Consider the following 20802-nt stretch of genomic DNA (forward strand, 5'->3'; position numbering starts at 1 on the left):
ATCCCCGCAAGGAGTTGCTGTGGCCGTAACCGAAATGTCCGTGGCGGACAAGAGCGCTGGGCCGTACGGCATCGCGGCCGGACCTGACGGCGCGCTGTGGCTCACCTTCGCGCACAGCGGCCGCATCGCGCGCCTCACCCTCGACGGCGAACTCGACGAATTCCCCCTGGCCCCGTCCGACTGCCGCCCTACGGTCATCACTCCCGGGCCCGACGGAGCACTGTGGTTCAGCCGGTACCAGGACCACCGGATCGGCCGCATCACCGCCGGCGGTGAGACGGAGTCCTTCCCCGTGCCGACGCCCGACGCCGGACCCTTCGGGATCACCGCCGGTCCCGACGGTGCGATGTGGTTCACGGAGATGAACACCGACCGGATCGGCCGCATCACCAGCACGGGAGAGATCACCGAGTTCGTCCTTCCCTGTGCGGGCGCCTGTCCCTCGGGGATCACCGCAGGCCCTGACGGGGCCCTGTGGTTCACCCTCAACCAGGCGAACGCGATCGGCCGTAGCACTGTCCACGGGGAGATCGTCATCCATCAGCTCCCCACCCCGAGCGCCGCACCCGTGGGCATCACCAGCGACGGCGCCGCCCTGTGGTTCGTCGAGATCGCGGCGGGCCAGATCGGCAGGATCTCGGTGGACGGCACGGTCGAGGAGTTCCCGCTTCCTGACCGCACGGCCAAGCCCCATGCCATCGTCGCGGCCTCCACCGGGGACTGCTGGTTCACCGAATGGGGAGCCAACAGCCTCGGCCACATCACCGGTAGCGGCAAGATCGTCGAGTACAGCCTGCCGTCCCCCTCGTCCGAGCCGCACGGCATCACCCTGGGGCCCGACGGGGCTCTGTGGGCGGCCCTTGAGACGGGAGGGGTCGCGCGGCTCGAACCTTAGCCGCAGGACGAAGAACCGCCCGCTCCGGAGCACCGTCGCAGACGGCAAGGCCGTACGTTCCACCGAAGAGAAGGCATGAGCCTGTGCGGGCGCACCATGTCGGTCATGACTCCTCGGCCTCCCGCAGAGCGGCAGCCACGCGTGCTGCGGCCCCACGCCGGCGTAGGGCCGCGGGAACGGCCGAGGACCCCGGCACAGGCGCCGGGGTCCTCGGCCGTGTGGTCGCGGGCGGGTGTCAGTGGCTGGTGAGTTCGCCGCTGAGCTTGCCGTGGAGGTCGGCGCTGGGGTCGTTGAGGCCGGTGATCTCGACGCTCTTGCCGCGCTGGGCGTACTTGGTTTCGATCGCGTCGAGTGCCGCGACGGAGGAGGCGTCCCAGATGTGGGCGGCGGACAGGTCGATGACGACCCGGTCGGGGTCGTCGGCGTAGTTGAACTGGCCGACGAGGTCGTTGGAGGAGGCGAAGAACAGCTCACCGGTCACGGAGTACACCACGGTGGTGCCGTCGGGGTCGAGGACAGCGTGCACGCGGGCGAGGTGGGCGACACGCTTGGCGAAGATGACCATGGCGGTGACGGAGCCGACGACGACGCCGATGGCGAGGTTGTCGGTGGCCACCACCACAGCCACGGTGATGACCATGACGGCGATCTCACCGGTGGGCATCCGCTTCAGCGTCTTCGGGGCGATGGAGTGCCAGTCGAACGTCGCGAACGACACCATCACCATCACCGCGACCAGGGCCGCCATCGGAATGTCGGAGACGACCGGGCCGAAGACGATGCACAGCACCATCAGGAAGGATCCGGCCAGGAAGGTCGACAGGCGGGTGCGGGCGCCGGAGACCTTCACGTTGATCATCGTCTGGCCGATCATGGCGCAGCCGCCCATGCCGCCGAAGAAGCCGGTGACGATGTTGGCGATGCCCTGGCCGATGGACTCGCGGGTCTTGGAGGAGTGGGTGTCGGTGATGTCGTCGACCAGCTTCGCGGTCATCAGCGACTCCATCAGGCCGACCAGCGCCATGGCGAAGGCGTACGGGGCGATCGTCGTCAGGGTGTCCATCGTGAACGGCACGTCGGGCAGGCCGGGCACCGGCAGTGACGAGGGCAGCTCGCCCTTGTCGCCCACGGTCGGCACGGCGATGCCGGCCGCGACCGTGATGACGGTCAGGATGACGATGGAGACGAGCGGCGCCGGGACCACCTTGGTGACCTTCGGGAAGAACACCATCAACGCGAGTCCGCCGATGATCAGCGGATAGACGGCCCAGGGCACGTCGTGCATCTCGGGCACCTGGGCCATGAAGATCAGGATCGCCAGCGCGTTGACGAAGCCGACCATCACCGAGCGCGGGACGAACCGCATCAGCTTCGCCACCCCGAGCGCGCCGAGCGCGACCTGGATGACACCGGCGAGGATGACGGCGGCGATCAGGTATCCAAGGCCGTGCTCGCGATTCAGGGGAGCGATGACGAGTGCGACCGCACCGGTGGCCGCCGAGATCATCGCGCGACGTCCGCCGACGACGGAAATGGTGACGGCCATGGTGAAGGACGCGAACAGGCCGATCGCCGGATCGACCCCGGCGATGATCGAGAAGGAGATCGCCTCGGGGATCAGGGCCAGGGCGACGACCAGGCCGGCCAGGATCTCGGTGCGCCAGACCTTCGGGTTGTTCAGCCAGTCGGGCTTGAGGCCGCGCAGCCGCGCGGCGGGAGTGACAGCAACAGAAGACAAGGAGATGCGTACCTGTCGTGCTCGGGCACACCCCACCGGCAGGCCGGGGCGTACGGGAAGGACGCGCAGGGCCGAAGCGGAACCCTGCGGACGACCCGCGGGGCGGGCCGGAAGTCGAAGGGGACGGAGCCTGCCGCGGGTGTGCGGCCGGCGGCTCACATCGGGGTGCGAAGTGTCACGGCGGGCAGGCGGCGGCGATCGGCGTCATGGGCTCGCGCACGCTCTCTCCTGCAAGAATCGGGTCTTCGCCGGGGACGTCCTCGACCCCGGAGCGGCAGCAGCAGGGCAGTCGGACCGCCCTCGCCACCATTAACTCTACCCTAACGTTAGAGTTGATGGTGGGGTGGAACGTACGGATGCGGCCGCCACGACGAGAAGGGCCAGGGCCACAGCGTGGACGACGCGCACATGCAGATCGGCGAAGTCGCCGCACGGACCGAACTGTCCCTGCGCACCATCCGCCACTACGAGGAAGTCGGACTCGTCATCCCCTCCGCCCGCTCCCAGGGCGGATTCCGTCTCTACACCGAGACCGACGTCACCCGGCTCATGGTCATCCGCCGTATGAAGCCCCTCGGCTTCACCCTGGACGAGATGCGCGACCTCCTCGACATCACCGACAGCCTCGACGCCGCCCCGCCGGCCGAAAGCACCGAACGCGAAGCGCTTCTGCAGCGCATGGGGACCTACGAGCAGGCCGCGGCCCGGAAGATCGAGGACCTGCGCACCCAGCTGACCCGCGCGGAGGACTTCGCCGCCACCCTCCGCAGCCGCCTTCGGAAGGCTCCCGGCGAGGACACCGCACCCAGCACTGCCTCGGCTCGCACCTGAACCGGGGCCGGTGCCGGCCGAGCGGGCAGCGCTCGGTGCGGAGCCACCGGGGCCGGCAGTATCGATCTTGACGTGCTCGACGTGTGTGGTGCCGATTGACGATGAGAAGGGGCACCAGTGCCCCAGGGTGGGCGGGGGAGCCTTGTCAGCGGATGACGTCGAAGACGTTCTTCTGCAGCCCGTTGGCGTAGGCCTCGTGCTCGACGAGCTTCAGCTTCTGTGTGTCCTTGTCGGTGGTGCTGAAGAGCCGCTTGCCCGCCCCGAGCAGCAGCGGGAAGACGATCAGGTGGTAACGGTCGATCAGGCCGGCGTCCGAGAGGTCCCGGTTCAGGGAGGCACTGCCGTGGACGATGACGGGGCCGCCCTCGGTCTCCTTCAGCGCGGCGACCTCGTCGAGGGTGCGCAGGATCGTCGTCTCGCCCCAGTTCGTCACCAGGTCGTCCTCGGTGAGGGTGGTGGAGACGACGTACTTCGGCATCACCTTGTAGTCGGTGAAGTCCTCCATGTCGGGCCACACCGGGCTGAACGCCTCGTAGCTGGTCCGGCCCATCAGGAGCGCGGCAGCTTCCCTCTGCTCGCGGCCCTTGATCTCGAAGGCCTCGGGGAGGAACTCGACGTCCTTGAAGGTCCACCCGGAGTTCCTGTAACCGGGCTCGCCTCCTGGGGCCTCCACGACGCCGTCGAGCGAAATGAAGGCGGTGCTGATCAGGATGCGCATCTCGGTTCCTCGATGTCTCGTGTCTGGATCTCAGCGGGTGCGGGCGGTGGGCGTTTCGACCTCCCACGCGGCTGCGGTGCACCGGTCACGATCTATGACTGTGCATCATGGCGGGACTCATCGGTCGTCGCCGACCCTTTCCGGCAGTCTCGGTCATCCGGGTCGCCTCGGCGAGTCACAGGTGCCCCTTTCGCAGGGCCTGGGTGAGCCAGGGGTACATGGGGACCGCATTCGGTACCACCTGCCAGCCGTTGACGATCCACACCAGCCGCCAGTACCGGTCCACCCTGGGATCGTGTGCCTCTTCGAACTGCTGCGCCATCCAGTCCCGGAATTCCGTGTCAGGGGTGCGCGCGAACACCTCGGCGAAGCGGTGCACGAGGTCGTCGATGACGGGTGCGGCTCTGTTGCTGAGCGGGTCGATGCCCGACTCCAGGGCCTCAGCCACCTTCTGACAGGTGAACTCCATCAGCTCCTCGCCGGCGTCGCGCTCGATGTCGAGCGGGCGCCCGGCGGCCTGGCGTACGGCCGTCCGGCGCATCCGGGCACGGAAATCCTCGTCGCCGACCAGCTCGGCGAGTTCCACCCACGCGGCGACCTGCTCGCAGGTCGGGTCATCGGGGAGATCGGGAGTCGCAGTGCGAACCATGGCCACTGCGCCCGGCTCGGCATCCACTGTGCCGAAGGTGTCGTCCACGAAATCGTCGATCAGACGTCGGCGTTCCTCGCCGGACAACTGCGTGAGCCTGTGCATGAGCTTGGTCTCCTCAGGACTGGATCCGCGACTGGCCACGACTCGCAGAACGCTTCGGCGCAGTTGCAGCATTCGGATCTGGACGTCCATGGCGTCGGCGTGTGCCGCGGCGACTTCCGCCACCGAGAGATCGCGGTCCAGTACCCGTTGAATCGTGGGCAGGTCCATGCCCAGTTCGCGCAGTGTGCGGACGAGTTCCAGACGAAGCACTGCGTCGTGGTCGTAGAGCCGATAGCCGGCGGGACTTCGGGTGGTCGGCGCCACCACCCCCGAATCGGAGTAGAACCGAATGGTCCTCACGGACAAGCCGGTCCGCCGGGAAAGCTTCCCGATCGAGTAGAGGGTCGTAGCGTCCATGTCTCCCACTCTGCTGTCTCCAGTCACTGGAGACTCAAGGCCATGCCCCAGCGGGGCTCCTGACCGAGATGTCCTTCGAGTTACTGAAGCCGCACACGGCCGAAGGCGCACGCGTTCGGCCCACTCCAAGCCAGTGATCTCCTCCGGGGCGGCTGAGGACGGCGGGACCGGGCGCGTACCGGCTCCCGGCGCGCTCCCGGCATGTCCACCCCGATCCGGAGCACCGCGTATTCCTTGGCTGGTGAGGAACCATGGTCACTGTGAGTGGCCATGGGTGCATAGCGACTCCAGGTTCCGCCGGCTTCTGTGACGAGGCGGGAGTTCAGGCCACTGGGCGGGCCTGGCCACCGGTTGCTTGTCGCAACGCGGCTTCCAGCCGGTCGCGGGCCTCGGTCTGAGCAGCGATCCGTTCGTTGAGGACCGCCAGCCGTTCCGACGCGACCCGCAGGCCCTTGTCCGAGGGCGGTGCGGCGGCCACATCGCCGTCCAGGCACGGCAGGAACACCCGCACGTCGTCCAGGGTGAGCCCGGCGGCCAGCAGGTAGCGGATATTGCGGATCCGCACCACGGCCCGCTCGTCGTAGATGCGGTAGCCGTTGGGGGCCCGCTGCGAAGAGAGCAGTCCGGTCTGCTCGTAGTGCCGCAGCGCGCGGGCGGTTGTCCCGGTGGCCCTGGCCAGCTCACCTATCCGCACCCATCCCACCTCCCAGGGCACTCTTATCACGCCACGACCGCTCCGCCGTCAACCGGGAGTACCACTCCGGTGACGAACGCCGCGGCCGGTGCGGCGAGCTGGGTGACTGCCCAGGCCACCTCCTCGGGGCGGCCGACCCGGCCAAGCGGGGTGTGCGCCAGTTGCCACTCCCGCACCGCTGCCATCCGCTCCGGCGTCAGGCCCTGGTGCTCGCCGATGGGGGTGTCGATCGCGCCAGGGGCGACCGCCACCACCCGGATCCCACGGCGTGCCAGCTCGACCGCCCAGCTGCGGGTCAGCAGCTCCAGAGCGGTCTTGGTAGCCGCATAGACCGAGCTGCCGGGCCATGCCCGCTGCCCCACCGACGTACTGACATTGACGACCACTCCTCCCGACTTCGTCAGGAGTGGCAACGCGGCCTGGGTCAGCAGGATGGGGGCGACGAGGTTGGTGGCAAGCTGAGTTGTGATCATCTCCGGCGTCAGCGTTCCTAGTGTGCCGCTGCGCACGATGCCTGCGTTGTTGACCAGTACGTCCAGCCGGCCGTGCATCTCCAGCACGGTCCGGAGGATCCGGTCCGGCTCGCCATCGGCGGTGATGTCGGCGGCCAGCGGCGTGATCCGGTCGTGCCCGGCCGCGGTCTCCTCGAGGGGCTCGACCCGCCGCCCGATCGCGACCACGTGGGCGCCCTCGGCGGCGAAGGCGCGGGCAGTGGCCCGGCCGATTCCGGTGCCGGCTCCGGTGACGGCAACAATCCTGCTGCTCTGCGGTGCGGTGCTGTTCATGCCGGTCATCGTGCAACCCTGCCGCCAGCGGCAAGGTCAAGCAGCGCCTGACGGGCGCTAGTCACCGACGGTGGTCGCCGGGGGCATAGTGACGCCGAGTTCCTCCGGCCTCTTCGGCGATCCGGTGGTGTGGTCGTCGTTATGGCCGAGCATCCTGGCGATCACCGGGGCCGGGGCCTGGAGGGCGAGTTGGCGGATCGCCGCTGTGCCGGTGCAGCCGCCTGCGTACCAGGCGTCGACATCGGCCTGGGTGCAGTCGGCGAGGGCGCGTCCGCGCTGGACGAGGTGGTCGAGGGAAGCTGATTGCGATTGCAAGGTGGAGCTTGTTACGGGCCTGCTGAGTCTGGCTGCTGGTGAACGGGCCACGGTCGGCCAGGGTGCCGGTGTTGAGGATGCGCCGGTAGGTCCCGCGGTATTCGCCGTTGCCGTCCGCGATCAACGCGGCGGCTCCCGGGGACTTGGCCGCGGCGGTGGCGCACTCCTCGGCCCTGTTCTCGTACAGCTACGCCGTCGGTCAGACGCCGGCCTCGGCCGTCGGCTCCTTGTCGAATCGATGGACGTGCTCCTGCGCGCCTCGCTGTTCAGCGGCCCGTGGTTCCGTCGAGCAGTTCGCGCAGGATGTCGGCGTGGCCGGCATGGCGTCCCGTTTCCTCGATCATGTGCGTGAGCGCCCACCGCAGGGACGGTCCCTCCGGCCGGGACGCGGGGCGGGCGACGGTGGCGGTCAGGTCGGACGCGGCGCGGACGACCACGTTCGACCGGGCGGCCGCGTCGCGGTAGGCGGCCAGGACGTCGTCGACCGTGTCGCCGGGGGCCGCGGCGAAGGTGGCCTGCCAGTCGGCGACCTGCTCGCCGAGGAACAGGGAACGTTCGACGTGGGCAAGGTGGTTGACCAGGCCCAGCAGGTTGGTGCCCGACGGGACACCGGGCGTACGGACCTGTGGCTCCGGCACGCCCTCGACCTTGGCAGCCATGCAGGCGCGCACGTAGTCGAGGAAGCCGAGCAGTACGTCCTTCTCCGAGGCACCGGTGCTGGGCGGCGGCAGGTCTCGGCGGCGGGTGGACCTCATGAGAGTGCCCTTCTGTGCGAACGGTCGATCAGGCGGGTGGGACGGGGCGTGCTGCTGCTCAGCCGGTCGCCCGGCGGATCAGCAGGACGTGGTCGACGACCTCGGCGGTCCGGCCGTCCGGCCCGGAAGCGATCCGTCGTGGCGAGGCCGCCCTCTCGATCGACCAGCCGTCCGGGTCCAGGGCGAGGTCGGCGGCGATCTCGTGCGGTGTGGGGTGCGAAGCGTCGTGGTCCTGGTTCCACGACCACGGGGCGATCGATCCGTGGTCGACGACCAGCAGCCGTCCGCCAGGTGTCAGCGCCCGCGCCGCGTTCCGCAGCACCTGCGTGCGCGGCAGGTCGAACGGCGACTGCAGATACAGGGCGGTCACCAGGTCGAAGCGGCCTGCGGGGAAGCCGACGGCCAGGTCGTACCGCTCGGCATGGACGAGGTCACCGAGCCCGCGTTCGCGAGCCGCGTCGGCGACCTGTGCCGTGGCCGTGCCGGAGACGTCCACGGCGGTCACCCGCCAGCCCGCACCGGCCAGCCAGAGAGTGTCACCACCGGCCCCGCAGCCCAGGTCGAGTGCGGTCGCCGACGTGAGACCGGAGGCGATCTCCACCAGCAGGGGATTCACCCGGCGCCCTGTGGCCCCGTCGCGGGAGCTGTAGTGCTCTTCCCAGAAGCGGCCCGCGTCGGAGTGCCCCTCGGGAGTGGTCTGTTCGGTCATGGACGGTGCTCCTCATCGGACGTAGTGCGACGAGACTGCCCGTGCACCGGCCGGAATTGCACGAAGACTTGCTGTATCGGCATGATGCCGGCCATGGACGACGACCGGAGCGGCCCGAACGATCCGAACGACCTGGGAGGTGTGCTCGACGCCGTCGGCCCGCGGCTGCGCGCGCTGCGTCGGCAGCGCCGGATCACCCTGGCCGAGCTGGCCGTGACCACGGGGATCTCGGAGAGCACGCTGTCCCGGCTGGAGGGCGGCCAGCGCCGCGCCAACCTGGAACTGCTCCTCCCGCTGGCCCGCGTCTACGACGTCCCGCTGGACGACCTCGTGGGTGCCCCGCCCACCGGCGACCCCCGGGTCCACCTCAAGCCGCTTCACCGGCACGGCATGACGTTCGTTCCGCTGTCCCGCAGGCCGGGTGGGATGCAGGCGTTCAAGATGCTCATCCCCGGCCGGGGCGCCCCGGCCGAACCGACCCCGCAGACGCACGGGGGGTTCGAGTGGCTGTACGTCCTCAACGGGCGGCTGCGGCTGGTCCTCGGCGATCAGGACCTCGTGCTGCCGCCCGGCGAGGCCGCGGAGTTCGACACCGGCCTCCCGCACTTTCTGGGCAGCGCCGACGGACGAGCGGTCGAGCTGCTGATTCTCTTCGGCCGGCAGGGCGAACGCGCGCACATCAGGGCACGCACCAACTGAGCACGAGCCCGGACCGACTCGCCGAGATCGCGGCTGCGGAGGGTCTGTCGCTGCGCGCCTGTCCGGCACGTCTGGCGGAGACGCTGCTGACGCCGACGGAGCGTGCCGAGCGGCGGAGAGGGCTCTGGTGGCGTTGAAGGAGTGGAGCGGCTACTCCCCGACCGCCTCCGAACGGGATGACCTGGATCTTGAGCTGGATCGTCGTCTGGCGCAGGTGACCGCCCGGTGAGCGACGCCGTGCACATCGTCCTGGACGACACGGCGATGGCCGCGGCAGGGCAGGGGAACGTCCTGGCTTCGCGGCTCATCCGCCGCGCCCACGCGGGGCCGGGCTGGTTCCTGTACGTTCCGGCGTGCGCGCTCCTCGAGGCCGATCGTGCGCGGCCCGGGTACGGCGGAGCACCTGGCTTCACTGCCCGGCATCACCGTCCTGGATCTCGACCTCGCGGCAGCGCTGGCGGTGGCGCGGCACGAGACCTGGGCGGCCGCCCACAGCCAGTACGCGGCGCAGCCGACCCCGGACCGCCCGGACGGGGCGGTCATCGCGACGACTGCACCGGGCCGGTGGGCCGGCGAACCGGTCCGGGTCCTGGATCTCACGTCCTGAGCAGGCGCCTGAAGGCGGCCGGCCGGCGGCCTGCCCCGTGCCGGCCGGGGCGCCCGTAGACATCCTCCCGGCCGTCCCCCTTCCCCGGGCGGTCAGCCGCAGGACGCAGGCCCGTACACCCCGCACGGCAGGCGGGGGACTGCCGTCCCCCGCTCCTCCCCGGTGCCGGGGCGTCAGGCGGTCTTCGGGGCGGCCCTCATCCCGATGTACACACAGGCCGTGCCGTCCGCCAGGATCGAGAAGACGACGGGCCTCCAGTCGGCGCTGTAGGCACCGCTGCCGGGGCCGGCGAACACCGTGGGCGACACGGGGACGAGGTCCATCTCCAGGGGCGGCGAGAAGTCCTTCATGCCGTCGACGAACTCGTACACCAGGTGAGCCTTGCCGTCGTTCTCGGTGATGGTGATCAGGACACCCTCACGCTTGTACGTGCCGAGGAGCGGCGCGAGGTCGACCACCGGCGGGGTGCTCGGGAGGGCCAACGGGGCGGGCGCCACACGCGTTCAGTGCACGGCCAACGGCTGCTACGGCGAGCGGGTCGGCAATGCCAGCCTCTTTCCCGTCGGCGCCGCTCTCGAGACATTGTGCGTGCATGCCGACGACCGACGAAGTCCGCGCGCTCGCCGAGCGGCTGACCCCGCCGCTGGAGTCGGCCACCCGCCTGACCCTGCTCCCTGTGCTGTCCGCGGCCGTGGACGAGATCAGCCGTGAGATCGCTCCTGGCTCCGTCGACGTACGACCGCGCGGCCCCGGCCCCGACTTGGTGGTGCTGCCGCAGTGCGAAGAGCGGACCGAACCGTTCGAGACGCCCGCGCCTGCCCCCGTTCCCGCGGAGCCGGGCTGGGTGCGCTGACCCCCGGACCAGGCGTCGCAAGATCCGGAGCATGTGCGGTCGGCGGGGACCGCGGCGGCCGTATACACGGTGACCTGCGCGGCGATGCTCGCCCTGCAGCGGCCGGTGGCGGGTCCCGGTGCACGCGACTGTGGCTCCCCCCGTCCTGCGGCCGCGCGCCAGGGCGGACAACCCCTGGCATACCCCCGGTACTCGGTGCTACTGTATAGTGGTACTCGGTACTACGCAGTACCGCCAGGGGCCGAGGAGGTCTTGCGATGGACGACCTGACGGAGATGCTGAAGGGCACGCTCGAAGGGTGCGTGCTCGAAATCATCGGCGGCGAGGAAACCTACGGGTACGCCATCACCCGGCAGCTGAACGAGCTCGGCTTCGCCGACGTCGTCGAGGGGACGGTGTACACCATCTTGTTGCGGCTGGAGCGGAACAAGCTCGTCCAGGTGACGAAGCGGCCGTCCGGAGTCGGTCCGCCGCGCAAGTTCTACGCGCTCAACGACGCGGGACGCGAGGAACTCGCGAAGTTCTGGACGAAGTGGCAGTACGTCTCATCACGCATCGACAAGCTGAAGGAGGGCGGGAGATGAACTTCTGGGAGACCGTCACAGGTAGCGATCTCACCAGGGACTGGAAGGCGTTCGAGGCCAGGGCCGCGGTCCTGCCGGACGACTACCGGACGGCGTGGGGCCAGATCAAGGCCCACCTCCTTCCCCATGGGGACTTCACCGGCCGCAACCTGATGCCGATCCTCGACGCCGCCCTGGGGTTGCTCGAGGAGACAGCGGCGGAGGGGCAGAGCGTCCACGAGGTGCTCGGCGACGACATCCCCGGCTTCTGCGCGGCGCTGGCCGGTGGAGAAGGGGCTCGAACCTATCGCGACCGGTGGCGCGAGCAGTTGAACAGGAACGTCGCAAGGAAACTGAACCGGCTGGGAGGCTGACGTGGGCATCCAGGACATCATCGAGGGCAAGAAGCAGTGGCGCGCGCACACGGCTCGGGTCAAGGCGCTTCCCCCGGACTACCGGATCGTCTACAACGAGATGCAGAAGTACCTGTTCAAGGTGGGACCGGTCGACCTGCCCGACGGACCTCTGCTCCCCGGGATCGTCGACTTCTTCGAAGAGGGCGCCGCCGCGGGCAAGGGGGTCCTGGAGCTCATCGGTACGGACGTCGCCGCGTTCTGTGACGACCTGATCAAGGACTCACGTACCTATGCGGACGTCTATCAGGAGTCCATCAGCGGCAAACCCGGCACGGCCGGGAAGTAGCACCTGACACCTCGTGCCGTGGGCGTGACCCACCGGCACGAGGCGGTCCGCCCGCCCCGGAACAGCGCGAGCCGGCGCGGGCCGAGCGACCGTCGGAAGCCCCCGCGGACCATGGCCGTCGAGCTTTTCACGGCGGCCGGCGAGGCCCCTGCCGCAGCCCTGGCGAGGGGCCCGGGGGAGGGTCCGCCGGAACCCTCCCCCGGGGCGGTCCCGCCCCCCTGAGTCCAGCCTTCGAAAGGAAGACATCATGCCTCGATATGTCATGCCCACATCCAAAGAGGTCGGCGGTCACTCGACGCCCCTCGCGGTCTCCGCCCTCGGGCTGCGCAAGTCGTACGGTGACAAGACCGTCCTCGACGGTATCGATCTGGTCGTCCCGGCCGGGTCCGTGTTCGCGCTGCTCGGTCCGAACGGCGCGGGCAAGACCACCGCCGTGAAGATCCTCTCCACCCTCGTCTCCGCCGGCCCGGGCACCGGCGCCGTCCACATCGGCGGCCACGACCTGGCCACCGCACCCCAGGCCGTCCGCGCCGCGATCGGCGTCACCGGGCAGTTCTCGGCGGTCGACGGGCTGATCACCGGCGAGGAGAACATGCTCCTCATGGCGGACCTGCACCACCACCGACGCCGGCGCCACCCGACTGCGGCCCACCGACGAGATCACCCCGGAAGCCCGCACCGGTAGCCGCGTCTACGCCAGTCCGGCCGGACATCCCTTCTGCCTGCGTTCGACCTGACCCGGTCTCGGCCGACCAGCAGTCGACTGCCCGGCAGAACCTCGTCCTGGATGGGGCAGGCCGGGATCGAAGACCCGGCCGTCTTCGAGGAAGACCCGGGCACCTCCAGCCGCCTCCACCCGCCGGAGCGCCCGAAGTTCGGCGAGCTGCTCATCTACGCGCGGCCGGGCGACACCGTGCACATCTCCGCGATGTTCCGCCTCGTGCGCGGCACCGGACACATCCTCGACGTACTCGATGTCCTCCACCGCGACCAGGTAGCCCTGCGCAACCACGACGGCGCGTTCTCTGCGATGGACCTCACCGCCCGCCACCGCTGTCGGCCCACGCCTTCGTGACGCGAGGGTGGCCTCCGGCAAGGTTCGAGAGCAGGCGGATTCCGCCGGACAAGGAGGATTATAGGTGGGTGATCGTGAGAGAGCCCCGCCGACGCCGCGACAGAGGCGGTCTCCCCAGGTGAAGTTACGGAACGCGGCCATCTGTTCGATTCTGTTGTGAGGGCGATCCTGGGGCCCGGCCCATTTCGCGGCTGGACATATGAGTCCTGGGGCTGCCGCCCAAGGGCGGTAGAAGGCCAGGCCGCCGAGACCGCAGGGCGTCAGTCCGTGTCGACGACGCGCAGCCAGACTTTGGCCGCCCTGGTGCCAGGGATGGACCAGTCGAAGTTGGTGCGGACACCGGAACCGCACGCCTCGACCATGTCGATCCATCCAGGACCGCCGTCGGATGCGGCGGTCACGGTTGCGCACCGGCCGTCCGTGGCTGTGTCCTGGACCCAGCCGTAGACCTTCACCCCCTTACCGGTACAGGCGATTTTCCAGTGGGCCTTGCCGCCGTGCGGGGCAACGGGGGACGCCTCGGAAGGGCAGGTGGCGGCGCCGGCCGGGTTGGCCGTACCGAGAGCCAGTCCCGCTGCGAGGACGGCCACGGACAGTGCGGAGGCGAAGGACATTCTGAGCGCGGGCAACGGCGCGCCTTTCTCTTCGCCGGGACGGACGAGAGAAGGGATGCGGACGGCGTGGGCGGGTGAAACGTCGTCCCCCGACGGTCCACTCTTTTGCAGGTTCACTCTTCCGAGGCCGGAGCCCCGGGCAAGGTGCCGCAGTGTCACCAGGGGAGTCGGTGGAAGTCACGAGGGGGAAGCGTCGCCTCTGCCGGCCGCGGTGGCGCTCCGGACGCAGTCGCGGAGCAGGGTGCGGCGCTGGTCGTGTACGTCATCGGGCTCTTGGCCGCTGGCCGCGTATACGTTGCTGACCGGTGACCAGGCCATGGACATGGCGATGACCATGGCCATGATGTCGAACGGGTCACCTGCGCGGACCCGCCCGGCGGCCTGGGCTTCCGCGATGGCCGTGAGCTTGCGGTCGTCGTAGTGCTCGTGGGTCTCGACGAGGTGCCCGGCAGGCCGGCGCTCCAGTCGCGTCCAGGTCGCCAGCCGGATGAGGTCGGGACGGCGCAGGTACTCGTCGTAGAGACGGACAGCCCACTCCGCGAGGTCGTCGGCGTCGATGGGCACGACGGTGGTGATGCGCTCCAGCGAGCTGAGGAAGATCGCGTCGAAAAGCCGCTCCTTGTCGCCGAAGTAGGCGTAGAGCTGTGCCTTGTTGGTGCGCGCTGCCGTCACGATGCGTTCGATGCGCGCCCCGGCGATGCCGTGCTGGGCGAACTCTTCGGTGGCGGCGTCCAGGATGCGCTGGTAGGTCGCGGCGCCTCGCGAGGTCTGGGGCTGTTCCGGCATGCCCGCAGCCTACCAAACAGAACAGTTGGTTTGCCTTGGGGGTGCGGTCGCGCCTACGCTGCGACAGACAGAACAGTCTGTTTTAAGGAGGCGTGATGCGAACGACCACCGGATGGCAGGCCGCCGGCCCCACGAAGCTGCGGCGCGCGCCGCTGGAGCGCCGCGACCTGCGCCCGGACGACATCGCGGTGCGGGTCGACCACTGCGGCGTGTGCCACACCGACCTGCACGCCCTGCACGCCTACGACCAGCACACAAAAACGCCCCTGGTGCCCGGTCATGAATTTACCGGCGTGGTGACCGGGACCGGCCCCGAGGTGACCACCTTCTCGGTCGGCGACCGCGTCGCGGTGGGCAACATCGTCGACTCCTGCGGCGTGTGCGCCATGTGCGAAGCCGGACAGGAGAATTTCTGCCACTCCTTCCCGACTCTGACCTACGGCGGCACCGACCGGCAGGACGGGTCGACCACCCTGGGTGGCTACTCCCGCGAGTACGTCGTGCGCGACGCCTTCGCCTATCCGCTCCCCTCCGGCCTCGACCCGGCCGCCGCCGCCCCGCTGATGTGCGCCGGCGTCACCGTCTGGGAGCCCTTGCGGTCCCTGGGCGTGGGCCCCGGCAGCCGCGTCGCCGTGGCCGGCCTCGGCGGCCTGGGCCACCTCGCGGTCAAGATGGCCGTGGCACTCGGCGCCACCACGACCGTCATCAGCCGCACCCAGGACAAGCGCGACGACGCCCGCAAGCTCGGCGCTGACGACCTCATCGTCTCCACCGACGCCCAGCAGATGGCCACGGCACGAGACACCTTCGACGTCGTCATCGACACCATCTCCGCCGCTCACGACCTCGCCCCGTATCTGAAGCTGGTGGCGATGGACGGCACCCTCAGCCTCCTCGGGTACCTGGGTCCCGTCACCGTCGAGGCCATGGACCTGCTCACCGGCCGCAAGAAGCTCAGCTCGGCGGGCAGTGGAGGCCGCCCGGCGACAGCCGAGATGCTTCAGTTCTGCGCCGACAACAGCATCGCCGCCGACATCGAAGTACTCCCGTCATCACAGGTGGACACGGCACTCGACCGCCTCCGGCGAAACGACGTCCGCTACCGCTTCGTGCTGGACATGTCCGACCTGGACTGAGGAGACAGCCGGGCCGTGCCGCGCGCGCCGGAGCCTCCGTACCTGGTTCCGGCCGCAGTCGGTGCGGTTGATTGCGGTCCGGCATGATCGCGCGGTGAGTGATGCAAGGGTGGTGGCCGCGGAGGCCGTTGAGGCACGTGTCCGGACGTTCTTCGGTGGCTGCCTCAGAGCGGAGGGCGCCAGGTGAGTTGATCGTTCGGGCGGGCCAGCCGCCGGCCGGGCGGCCTGGAGGAAATCCGGAGAACTTTCTCTGTGCCGGATGTCGAGGAGGCGTTCCCAGCTCCGACTGACGGGTGGAAGCGCGCCGAGAGGGTGCGCGCGGGACACAAGGGGAACCTGATGTAGTACGTCGCGATGATCTACGGTAACCAGGCCAAGTGGGAGTCCTTCCCGGCCGACGCCTGGCCCGAGGCGATCGCCAGGCAGGACGCGTTCAACAAGAAGTACCGCGACAGCGGTGAACTGCTCGGCGCCTACGGCCTGGCGGACGCGGCCCACGCGCAACTGGTGCGCCGCAAGGACGGCGCCCCGGCGGTCACCGACGGGCCGTACCTGGAGACCAAGGAGTACCTCGCCAGCCTCTACATGCTGGACTGCGAGTCCCTGGAGCGCGCGCAGGAGAGCGCCGCCGACATGCCCTTCGCGGACACCGAACCGGTCGAGCTCTGGCCGGTTCTGCACGACGCCGCGACGGACCTGTGAGCGAGACACCCGTATCGAGGACCTGCTGCGCGAGCTGGCGCCGCAGGTCCTCGGCGCGCTCGTCCGCCGCTACGGCGCCTCTGACACCTGCGAGGACGCCGTCGTCCAGGAGGCCATGCTGGCCGCCGCCCTCCAATGGCCCGCCGAGGGACTGCCGGACAACCCCCGCAAATGGCTGGTCGCCGTCGCCTCCCGCCGACTGGTGGACCAGGTGCGCAGCGAGCAGGCACGGCGCCGGCGCGAGGACCGCATCGCCCTGGCCACTCCCCAGGCCGAGTTGTTGAGCCGCGCCGCGGACGCCGAGGCGGACGCGGACCGGGACGACTCCCTGGCGCTGCTCTTCCTGTGCTGCCACCCGGCGTTGTCGGAGTCCAGCCAAAGCGCCCTGACCCTGCGCGCGGTCGGGGGCCTGACCACCGCGCAGATCGCCGCCGCCTTCCTCGTGCCCGAGACGACCATGGCCCAGCGCATCAGCCGCGCCAAACAGACCGTCAGGAACTCCGCCACGCCGTTGCGCCTGCCGCAGACCGCCGACCAGGCCGAACGGCTGGAGTCGGTACTTCATGTGCTGTATCTGGTCTTCAACGAGGGCTACACCGCCACCGGCGGCGCCGACCTGACCGCGCCTGCCCTGCCGACCGAGGCAATCCGGCTCACCCGCCTGCTGCACCGCCTGCTGCCCGACCACGCCGAGACCGCCGGACTGCTCGCCCTGATGCTGCTCACCGACGCGCGCCGCCCCGCTCGCACCGGGCCCGAGGGCGCCCTGGTGCCGCTGGCCGAGCAAGACCGCACCCGCTGGGACCGACGGCTCGTCACGGAGGGCGTCGACCTGATCATCCGGACCCTGCCCGAGGGGCAGGTCGGCCCGTACCAGCTGCAGGCGGCGATCGCCGCCGTCCACGATGAGGCCGAACACGTCGACGCCACCGACTGGCCGCAGATCCTCGCTCTGTACGACCTGCTGGAGCATCTGGCCCCGAGTCCGGTGGTCACCCTCAACCGTGCGGTCGCCGTCGCGATGGTGCACGGCCCCACCACCGGCCTCGACCTGCTGGCAACCCTGGACTCCGACCGGCGCACAGCACACCACCACCGCCTGCTCACCGTCCGCGCCCACCCCCTGGAGCAGCTCGGCGACCACGACGCAGCAGCCCACACCTACCGCGAGGCGGCCCGACGCACCAGCAGCACACCGGAGCGACGACACCTCACCACCCGCGCGGCCCGCCTCACTCCCGGCCGACAGGACTGACCGGCGGAGCCGAAGCACCGACGGACTCAAGCACACCGCTACGTCGCGAGGGCCATGAGGGCGGTCAACGCGTGTGAGGCCGGGGGCGTATCGGCAGGTGTCGGAGGTGAGGGCGGTCGCGGACAAGCGGTTGCACGTCCCGGTCGCGGGAGCCGCTCGCCGCGCGGATGCGGCGCGCCCGGGGATCTGAGGGAGACGTTGAAGACGCCGGGGGATCGCGGTTCCCGGAGCTGCTATAGGGCGGCGGGTGTTCAGCGGTGCCCGCGACGCATGGGCACCAGGCTGCCGCGCCGGTGGGCGGCGATGAGCATGGGGATCGCGATCAGCAGGCTGACGATGACGGGCACGATCGACGCCTCCAGGCCGAACTCTCCGCCGGTCACCAGGTCGGGGCCGGTCGGGTCGGTGGTCATCAGGCCCTCCGAGGCGTGGCCGGAGACCGGGATGCCGATCAGGCCCAGGGTGGTGTTCCAGGCGAAGTGCAGGCCCACGACGAACCAGATGTTGCGCGTCCACAGGAACGCGGCACCGAGGAGGACTCCGGCCTCGATGGCGATCGCGGTCGAAGTCCACAGCGTGGCATCCGGGTTGGCCAGGTGCAGTCCGCCGAACAGCGCTGCGGTGATCGCCAGAGCCGCCCAGCTGCCGCACAGCTTCTCCAGCGCCTGGAGGGCGAGGCCGCGGAAGAGCAGTTCCTCGGTCACGGCGGCGCCGAGCGACATCGCGGCCATGCCCGCCACGATCGACAGGGGGTTACCGGGACGTTCGGTGAACGAGAACTCGGTGAGGAGCATGAGCATCGACACGGTGATGAACCCGAAGCCGATCGCGGCGCCGGACAACGCCCGTGTCACGGCTCCCGTCCTCGCGATCTCCGGCGTACTCCGCCGGGCGACGAAGCGCATGACCGCCCAATAGACGGCGACCGCCACGACCGCGCCCACGACGGCGACCACCCCGCCCGCCGAGGCCAGCCCGGACGCCACACCCACACCGACCAGCCCGGTCAGCATCCAGACGAGGGGAGACCGGAAGAAGCGGCCACCCTCCCGGAGTGCGGGCGGGGGCGACGCGGTGCGAGTCGTACTCATGATGACCTCCGTATGACTTCCGCCGCGTGTCTTCCGGCGACCTGCCGAGAACGCTACGTAGGCGGCGACGTTCCCGAATCACCCCTCGGTGGACAGTCCGGCGTAGCCCCCACGGGGGACACGACACGGGGTGCCGGACGTCCGGCTTCGCCGGAGTGACGGTGCGCACGCTGCACCACTAGCAGCTTCTCGGTGCGGAGGAAGCCGGCGACCTTGCCGTACATGCTGAGAGGGACCGGCAGCTCCGGGGCGGGGCCTTCTCGGCGCTGGACTTCACCGGCGGCCGCGAGGGTCTACGAGTCACGTCGGCAGGGGGCACCGGTGCGCACGTTGGCCGAGGCACCGTCGATGACGGAGGCGAGTCGGTCGCGGGCGTGGGCGAGGTCTGCGATGCGCCGGTCGAGGTGCTCGCGTTCCGCGGCCAGGCGCTGGAGGAGCTCGGGGGTGGCCTTGCCGTCGATGACGCAGGTCGTCAGTTCGGCGATGACCTTGCTGCTCAGTCCGGCGGCGTAGAGCTGGCGGATGAGCTGGATCCGGTCGACCGCGCTCTCCGAGTAGTGGCGCTGGCCGCTGTCGCTGCGCTCGGCGGTGAGCAGGCTCTGTTCCTCGTAATACCGCAGGGCCCGGGTGGTGACGCCCGTACGGCGGGCGAGTTCGCCGATTCGCATTCCGGCCCCTCTCCTTCGTGTGTTGTGGCTCACACGCACTTGCCTTTGACGTCAACGTCAAGTTTTACGGTAACTCATGCGCCCACCAGTGGGTGAATGGCCCGATTGGATCGCGTATCGGGTGAGTTGCACAAAGAACGGAGGATCTATGAGTGACGCCACCGCACCGGCCCGGCGAGTGATCGGCGTCGAGGAACACGCCTGGACCTCGGAACTGCGTGCCGCTCTGTGCGCGCTCCCCGGCCCGGGAATGCCGGCGCGATGCCTTCCCCCCGGACCGAACGTGTCCTGGACTACGTCACCGGCAACAGGGCCTCGACGGCGTCGACTTCCGCGGCACGTACGGCGGACCGGCTGGCGCCCGCACCGTCGTCGACCAAGCCTCTCTCGCTGAACCGGACCGAACCTTACTGAACCGGCCTGAATCAGATCTAACCGGGACAGGCTCGGCCACCTCGACGCCGGACGCGTTCCCGGCCCCCCGAACCGCCTCCCGCTGAAAGGCAGACACACGCATGACCACGCATCCCACGACCGGCCTCGCCGGCCCTGCCCTCACCACCACCGTGTCCGTCAAGCCGCTCGTGCTGAGCGCCCCACAGCGCGGTGAGGACCTGCACGTCCGCATCTCCGCCCCCACCACCGGTACCAGCCTGCCCGTCGTGCTCTTCGCCCACGGCTTCGGCTCCGACCTGGACGGTTACGCGCCCCTGGTCGACCACTGGGCATCCGGCGGCTTCGTCGTCCTCCAGGCCACCCATCTGGACTCCAAGCGGCTCGCCCTGGCCGCCGATGACCCCCGCCGGCCCCACATATGGCGCCACCGAGTGCAGGACATGCGGCACATCCTCGACGAGCTCACCACCCTGGAGGCGGCCGTGCCGGGTCTGTCAGGCCGCATGGACCCCAGCCGCATCGTCGCGGTCGGGCACTCCTTCGGCGGCCAGACCGCCGGCATCCTGGTGGGCCTGCGCGTCACCGACCCGCACACCGGCGCCGCAGAGGATCTCTCCGATGCCCGGGTCATGGCCGGCATCCAGCTGGCCACCGCCGGCAAGGGCGGCGACGAGCTGACCCCCTTCGCCCACGACAACCTCCCCTGGCTGCGCGACCAGGACTTCTCCCGCATCACCGCCCCTGGCCTCGTCGTCGCCGGAGACAAGGACGACCTCCCGCTCTCCACTCGGGGCCCGGCCTGGACAACCGACCCCTACAGCCTCAGCCACGGCAACAAGAGCCTCCTGACTGTCCACGACGGAGAGCACTTCCTCGGCGGCATCTCCGGGTACCAGGCAGCGGAGACCACCGACGAGAACCCCGACCGTGTCGCCCTCGTCCAGCAGGTCACCCTCGCGTACCTGCGCCACATCACCGGGACCGACCACACCGACTGGAAGAACGCCGAAACGGTCCTCGCGTGCGGCCACCCGCTGGGCCGCCTCGAATCCAAGTGACCCCGCCATCTCACGAGCAGTTGTCACGAGTTGAGGAATCGCTCGT

Annotated in this window: 24 protein-coding genes and 4 pseudogenes; 15 read left to right on the forward strand and 13 right to left on the reverse strand. The window is 69.8% G+C overall.

Annotation, left to right across the window (positions count from 1 at the left end; all coding sequences use genetic code 11):
• Window positions 1–19: 19 nt before the first annotated feature.
• A complete protein-coding gene (locus AB0P41_RS13960) occupies window positions 20–895 on the forward strand; it encodes a virginiamycin B lyase (RefSeq protein WP_365932052.1) in 876 nt (291 codons plus the stop codon).
• A 235-nt stretch (window positions 896–1130) separates the two neighbouring features.
• Here the strand turns inward: AB0P41_RS13960 and AB0P41_RS13965 are convergent, their stop codons facing one another.
• The gene (locus tag AB0P41_RS13965) at window positions 1131–2633 is read right to left on the reverse strand and encodes a SulP family inorganic anion transporter (protein WP_365932054.1); all 1503 of its coding nucleotides are present in this window, start codon (window positions 2631–2633) and stop codon (window positions 1131–1133) included.
• Between the two features lie 393 nt (window positions 2634–3026).
• On the opposite strand from AB0P41_RS13965, the gene AB0P41_RS13970 reads away from it, so the two are divergent.
• Window positions 3027–3464 carry a MerR family transcriptional regulator gene (locus AB0P41_RS13970; RefSeq protein ID WP_365932056.1) on the forward strand — a complete coding sequence of 146 codons (438 nt, stop codon included), beginning with the start codon at window positions 3027–3029 and terminating at the stop codon, window positions 3462–3464.
• 145 nt (window positions 3465–3609) lie between these two features.
• Here the strand turns inward: AB0P41_RS13970 and AB0P41_RS13975 are convergent, their stop codons facing one another.
• The 7 genes from AB0P41_RS13975 to AB0P41_RS14005 form a co-directional block, all read right to left on the reverse strand.
• Window positions 3610–4182 (reverse strand): dihydrofolate reductase family protein, encoded by a 573-nt coding sequence (locus tag AB0P41_RS13975; protein ID WP_365932058.1) that lies wholly within the window; start codon window positions 4180–4182, stop codon window positions 3610–3612.
• A 175-nt stretch (window positions 4183–4357) separates the two neighbouring features.
• Window positions 4358–5293 (reverse strand): MerR family transcriptional regulator, encoded by a 936-nt coding sequence (locus AB0P41_RS13980; RefSeq protein WP_365932060.1) that lies wholly within the window; start codon window positions 5291–5293, stop codon window positions 4358–4360.
• A gap of 322 nt (window positions 5294–5615) precedes the next feature.
• Window positions 5616–5987, reverse strand: coding sequence for a MerR family transcriptional regulator (locus tag AB0P41_RS13985; RefSeq protein ID WP_356706743.1), 372 nt, complete (start codon window positions 5985–5987; stop codon window positions 5616–5618).
• 26 nt (window positions 5988–6013) lie between these two features.
• Window positions 6014–6781: an SDR family oxidoreductase gene (locus AB0P41_RS13990; protein ID WP_365932061.1), complete on the reverse strand. Its 768-nt coding sequence runs from the start codon at window positions 6779–6781 to the stop codon at window positions 6014–6016.
• Between the two features lie 48 nt (window positions 6782–6829).
• Window positions 6830–7087 carry a hypothetical protein gene (locus AB0P41_RS13995; protein ID WP_365932063.1) on the reverse strand — a complete coding sequence of 86 codons (258 nt, stop codon included), beginning with the start codon at window positions 7085–7087 and terminating at the stop codon, window positions 6830–6832.
• Between the two features lie 266 nt (window positions 7088–7353).
• Window positions 7354–7842, reverse strand: coding sequence for a DinB family protein (locus tag AB0P41_RS14000; protein ID WP_356706737.1), 489 nt, complete (start codon window positions 7840–7842; stop codon window positions 7354–7356).
• A 58-nt stretch (window positions 7843–7900) separates the two neighbouring features.
• Window positions 7901–8551, reverse strand: a complete 651-nt coding sequence (locus AB0P41_RS14005; RefSeq protein WP_365932066.1) for a class I SAM-dependent methyltransferase — start codon at window positions 8549–8551, stop codon at window positions 7901–7903.
• Between the two features lie 93 nt (window positions 8552–8644).
• On the opposite strand from AB0P41_RS14005, the gene AB0P41_RS14010 reads away from it, so the two are divergent.
• The 3 genes and pseudogenes from AB0P41_RS14010 (at window position 8645) to AB0P41_RS14020 (ending at window position 9857) form a co-directional block, all read left to right on the forward strand.
• On the forward strand, window positions 8645–9250 hold the full coding sequence (locus AB0P41_RS14010) for an XRE family transcriptional regulator (protein ID WP_356706733.1): 606 nt from the start codon (window positions 8645–8647) through the stop codon (window positions 9248–9250).
• Window positions 9247–9479 (forward strand): annotated as a pseudogene (locus AB0P41_RS14015) (hypothetical protein). The gene AB0P41_RS14010 and the pseudogene AB0P41_RS14015 overlap by 4 nt, the downstream one beginning before the upstream one ends.
• Window positions 9476–9857 (forward strand): annotated as a pseudogene (locus tag AB0P41_RS14020) (hypothetical protein). Before AB0P41_RS14015 ends, AB0P41_RS14020 begins: the two co-directional pseudogenes overlap by 4 nt.
• Before the next feature lie 173 nt (window positions 9858–10030).
• Here the strand turns inward: AB0P41_RS14020 and AB0P41_RS14025 are convergent.
• The gene (locus AB0P41_RS14025) at window positions 10031–10339 is read right to left on the reverse strand and encodes a hypothetical protein (RefSeq protein WP_365932138.1); all 309 of its coding nucleotides are present in this window, start codon (window positions 10337–10339) and stop codon (window positions 10031–10033) included.
• A gap of 122 nt (window positions 10340–10461) precedes the next feature.
• Here AB0P41_RS14025 and AB0P41_RS14030 point away from each other — a divergent pair.
• From AB0P41_RS14030 to AB0P41_RS14055, 6 genes and pseudogenes are all read left to right on the forward strand, one after another.
• A pseudogene (locus AB0P41_RS14030) lies at window positions 10462–10680 on the forward strand (hypothetical protein); the annotation flags it as partial.
• A 287-nt stretch (window positions 10681–10967) separates the two neighbouring features.
• Window positions 10968–11294, forward strand: a complete 327-nt coding sequence (locus AB0P41_RS14035; protein ID WP_356706731.1) for a PadR family transcriptional regulator — start codon at window positions 10968–10970, stop codon at window positions 11292–11294.
• Window positions 11291–11647, forward strand: coding sequence for a DUF1048 domain-containing protein (locus tag AB0P41_RS14040; protein ID WP_365932068.1), 357 nt, complete (start codon window positions 11291–11293; stop codon window positions 11645–11647). The genes AB0P41_RS14035 and AB0P41_RS14040 overlap by 4 nt, the downstream gene beginning before the upstream one ends.
• A 1-nt stretch (window position 11648) precedes the next feature.
• Window positions 11649–11975: a DUF1048 domain-containing protein gene (locus tag AB0P41_RS14045; RefSeq protein ID WP_356706727.1), complete on the forward strand. Its 327-nt coding sequence runs from the start codon at window positions 11649–11651 to the stop codon at window positions 11973–11975.
• A 262-nt stretch (window positions 11976–12237) separates the two neighbouring features.
• Window positions 12238–12594: pseudogene (locus AB0P41_RS14050) on the forward strand (ATP-binding cassette domain-containing protein); the annotation flags it as partial.
• Between the two features lie 168 nt (window positions 12595–12762).
• A complete protein-coding gene (locus AB0P41_RS14055; protein WP_356706725.1) occupies window positions 12763–13050 on the forward strand; it encodes a recombinase family protein in 288 nt (95 codons plus the stop codon).
• Between the two features lie 260 nt (window positions 13051–13310).
• Here the strand turns inward: AB0P41_RS14055 and AB0P41_RS14060 are convergent, their stop codons facing one another.
• Complete coding sequence (locus AB0P41_RS14060; protein WP_365932070.1) at window positions 13311–13679, reverse strand: hypothetical protein; 369 nt, start codon at window positions 13677–13679, stop codon at window positions 13311–13313.
• Window positions 13680–13841: 162 nt separating this feature from the next.
• Window positions 13842–14450 carry a TetR family transcriptional regulator gene (locus tag AB0P41_RS14065; protein ID WP_365932072.1) on the reverse strand — a complete coding sequence of 203 codons (609 nt, stop codon included), beginning with the start codon at window positions 14448–14450 and terminating at the stop codon, window positions 13842–13844.
• Window positions 14451–14545: 95 nt separating this feature from the next.
• On the opposite strand from AB0P41_RS14065, the gene AB0P41_RS14070 reads away from it, so the two are divergent.
• The 3 genes from AB0P41_RS14070 (at window position 14546) to AB0P41_RS14080 (ending at window position 17543) form a co-directional block, all read left to right on the forward strand.
• The gene (locus AB0P41_RS14070) at window positions 14546–15586 is read left to right on the forward strand and encodes an NAD(P)-dependent alcohol dehydrogenase (RefSeq protein WP_365932074.1); all 1041 of its coding nucleotides are present in this window, start codon (window positions 14546–14548) and stop codon (window positions 15584–15586) included.
• Window positions 15587–15940: 354 nt separating this feature from the next.
• Entirely contained in the window at window positions 15941–16288 is a 348-nt protein-coding gene (locus tag AB0P41_RS14075) for a YciI family protein (protein WP_365932076.1), read from the forward strand.
• 13 nt (window positions 16289–16301) lie between these two features.
• The gene (locus AB0P41_RS14080) at window positions 16302–17543 is read left to right on the forward strand and encodes a sigma-70 family RNA polymerase sigma factor (RefSeq protein WP_365932132.1); all 1242 of its coding nucleotides are present in this window, start codon (window positions 16302–16304) and stop codon (window positions 17541–17543) included.
• Between the two features lie 251 nt (window positions 17544–17794).
• Here AB0P41_RS14080 and AB0P41_RS14085 read toward each other — a convergent pair whose 3' ends face one another.
• Together AB0P41_RS14085 and AB0P41_RS14090 are read right to left on the reverse strand one after the other, a co-directional pair.
• Window positions 17795–18634, reverse strand: a complete 840-nt coding sequence (locus AB0P41_RS14085) for a CPBP family intramembrane glutamic endopeptidase (RefSeq protein WP_365932078.1) — start codon at window positions 18632–18634, stop codon at window positions 17795–17797.
• Between the two features lie 293 nt (window positions 18635–18927).
• Entirely contained in the window at window positions 18928–19302 is a 375-nt protein-coding gene (locus tag AB0P41_RS14090; protein WP_365932080.1) for a MerR family transcriptional regulator, read from the reverse strand.
• A 515-nt stretch (window positions 19303–19817) separates the two neighbouring features.
• Between AB0P41_RS14090 and AB0P41_RS14095 the strand changes: the two genes are divergently transcribed.
• Window positions 19818–20756 carry an alpha/beta fold hydrolase gene (locus AB0P41_RS14095; protein WP_365932083.1) on the forward strand — a complete coding sequence of 313 codons (939 nt, stop codon included), beginning with the start codon at window positions 19818–19820 and terminating at the stop codon, window positions 20754–20756.
• The last annotated feature ends 46 nt before the right edge of the window (window positions 20757–20802 follow it).

The sequence above is a fragment of the Streptomyces sp. NPDC079167 genome (assembly GCF_040686735.1).
Lineage (GTDB): Bacteria > Actinomycetota > Actinomycetes > Streptomycetales > Streptomycetaceae > Streptomyces.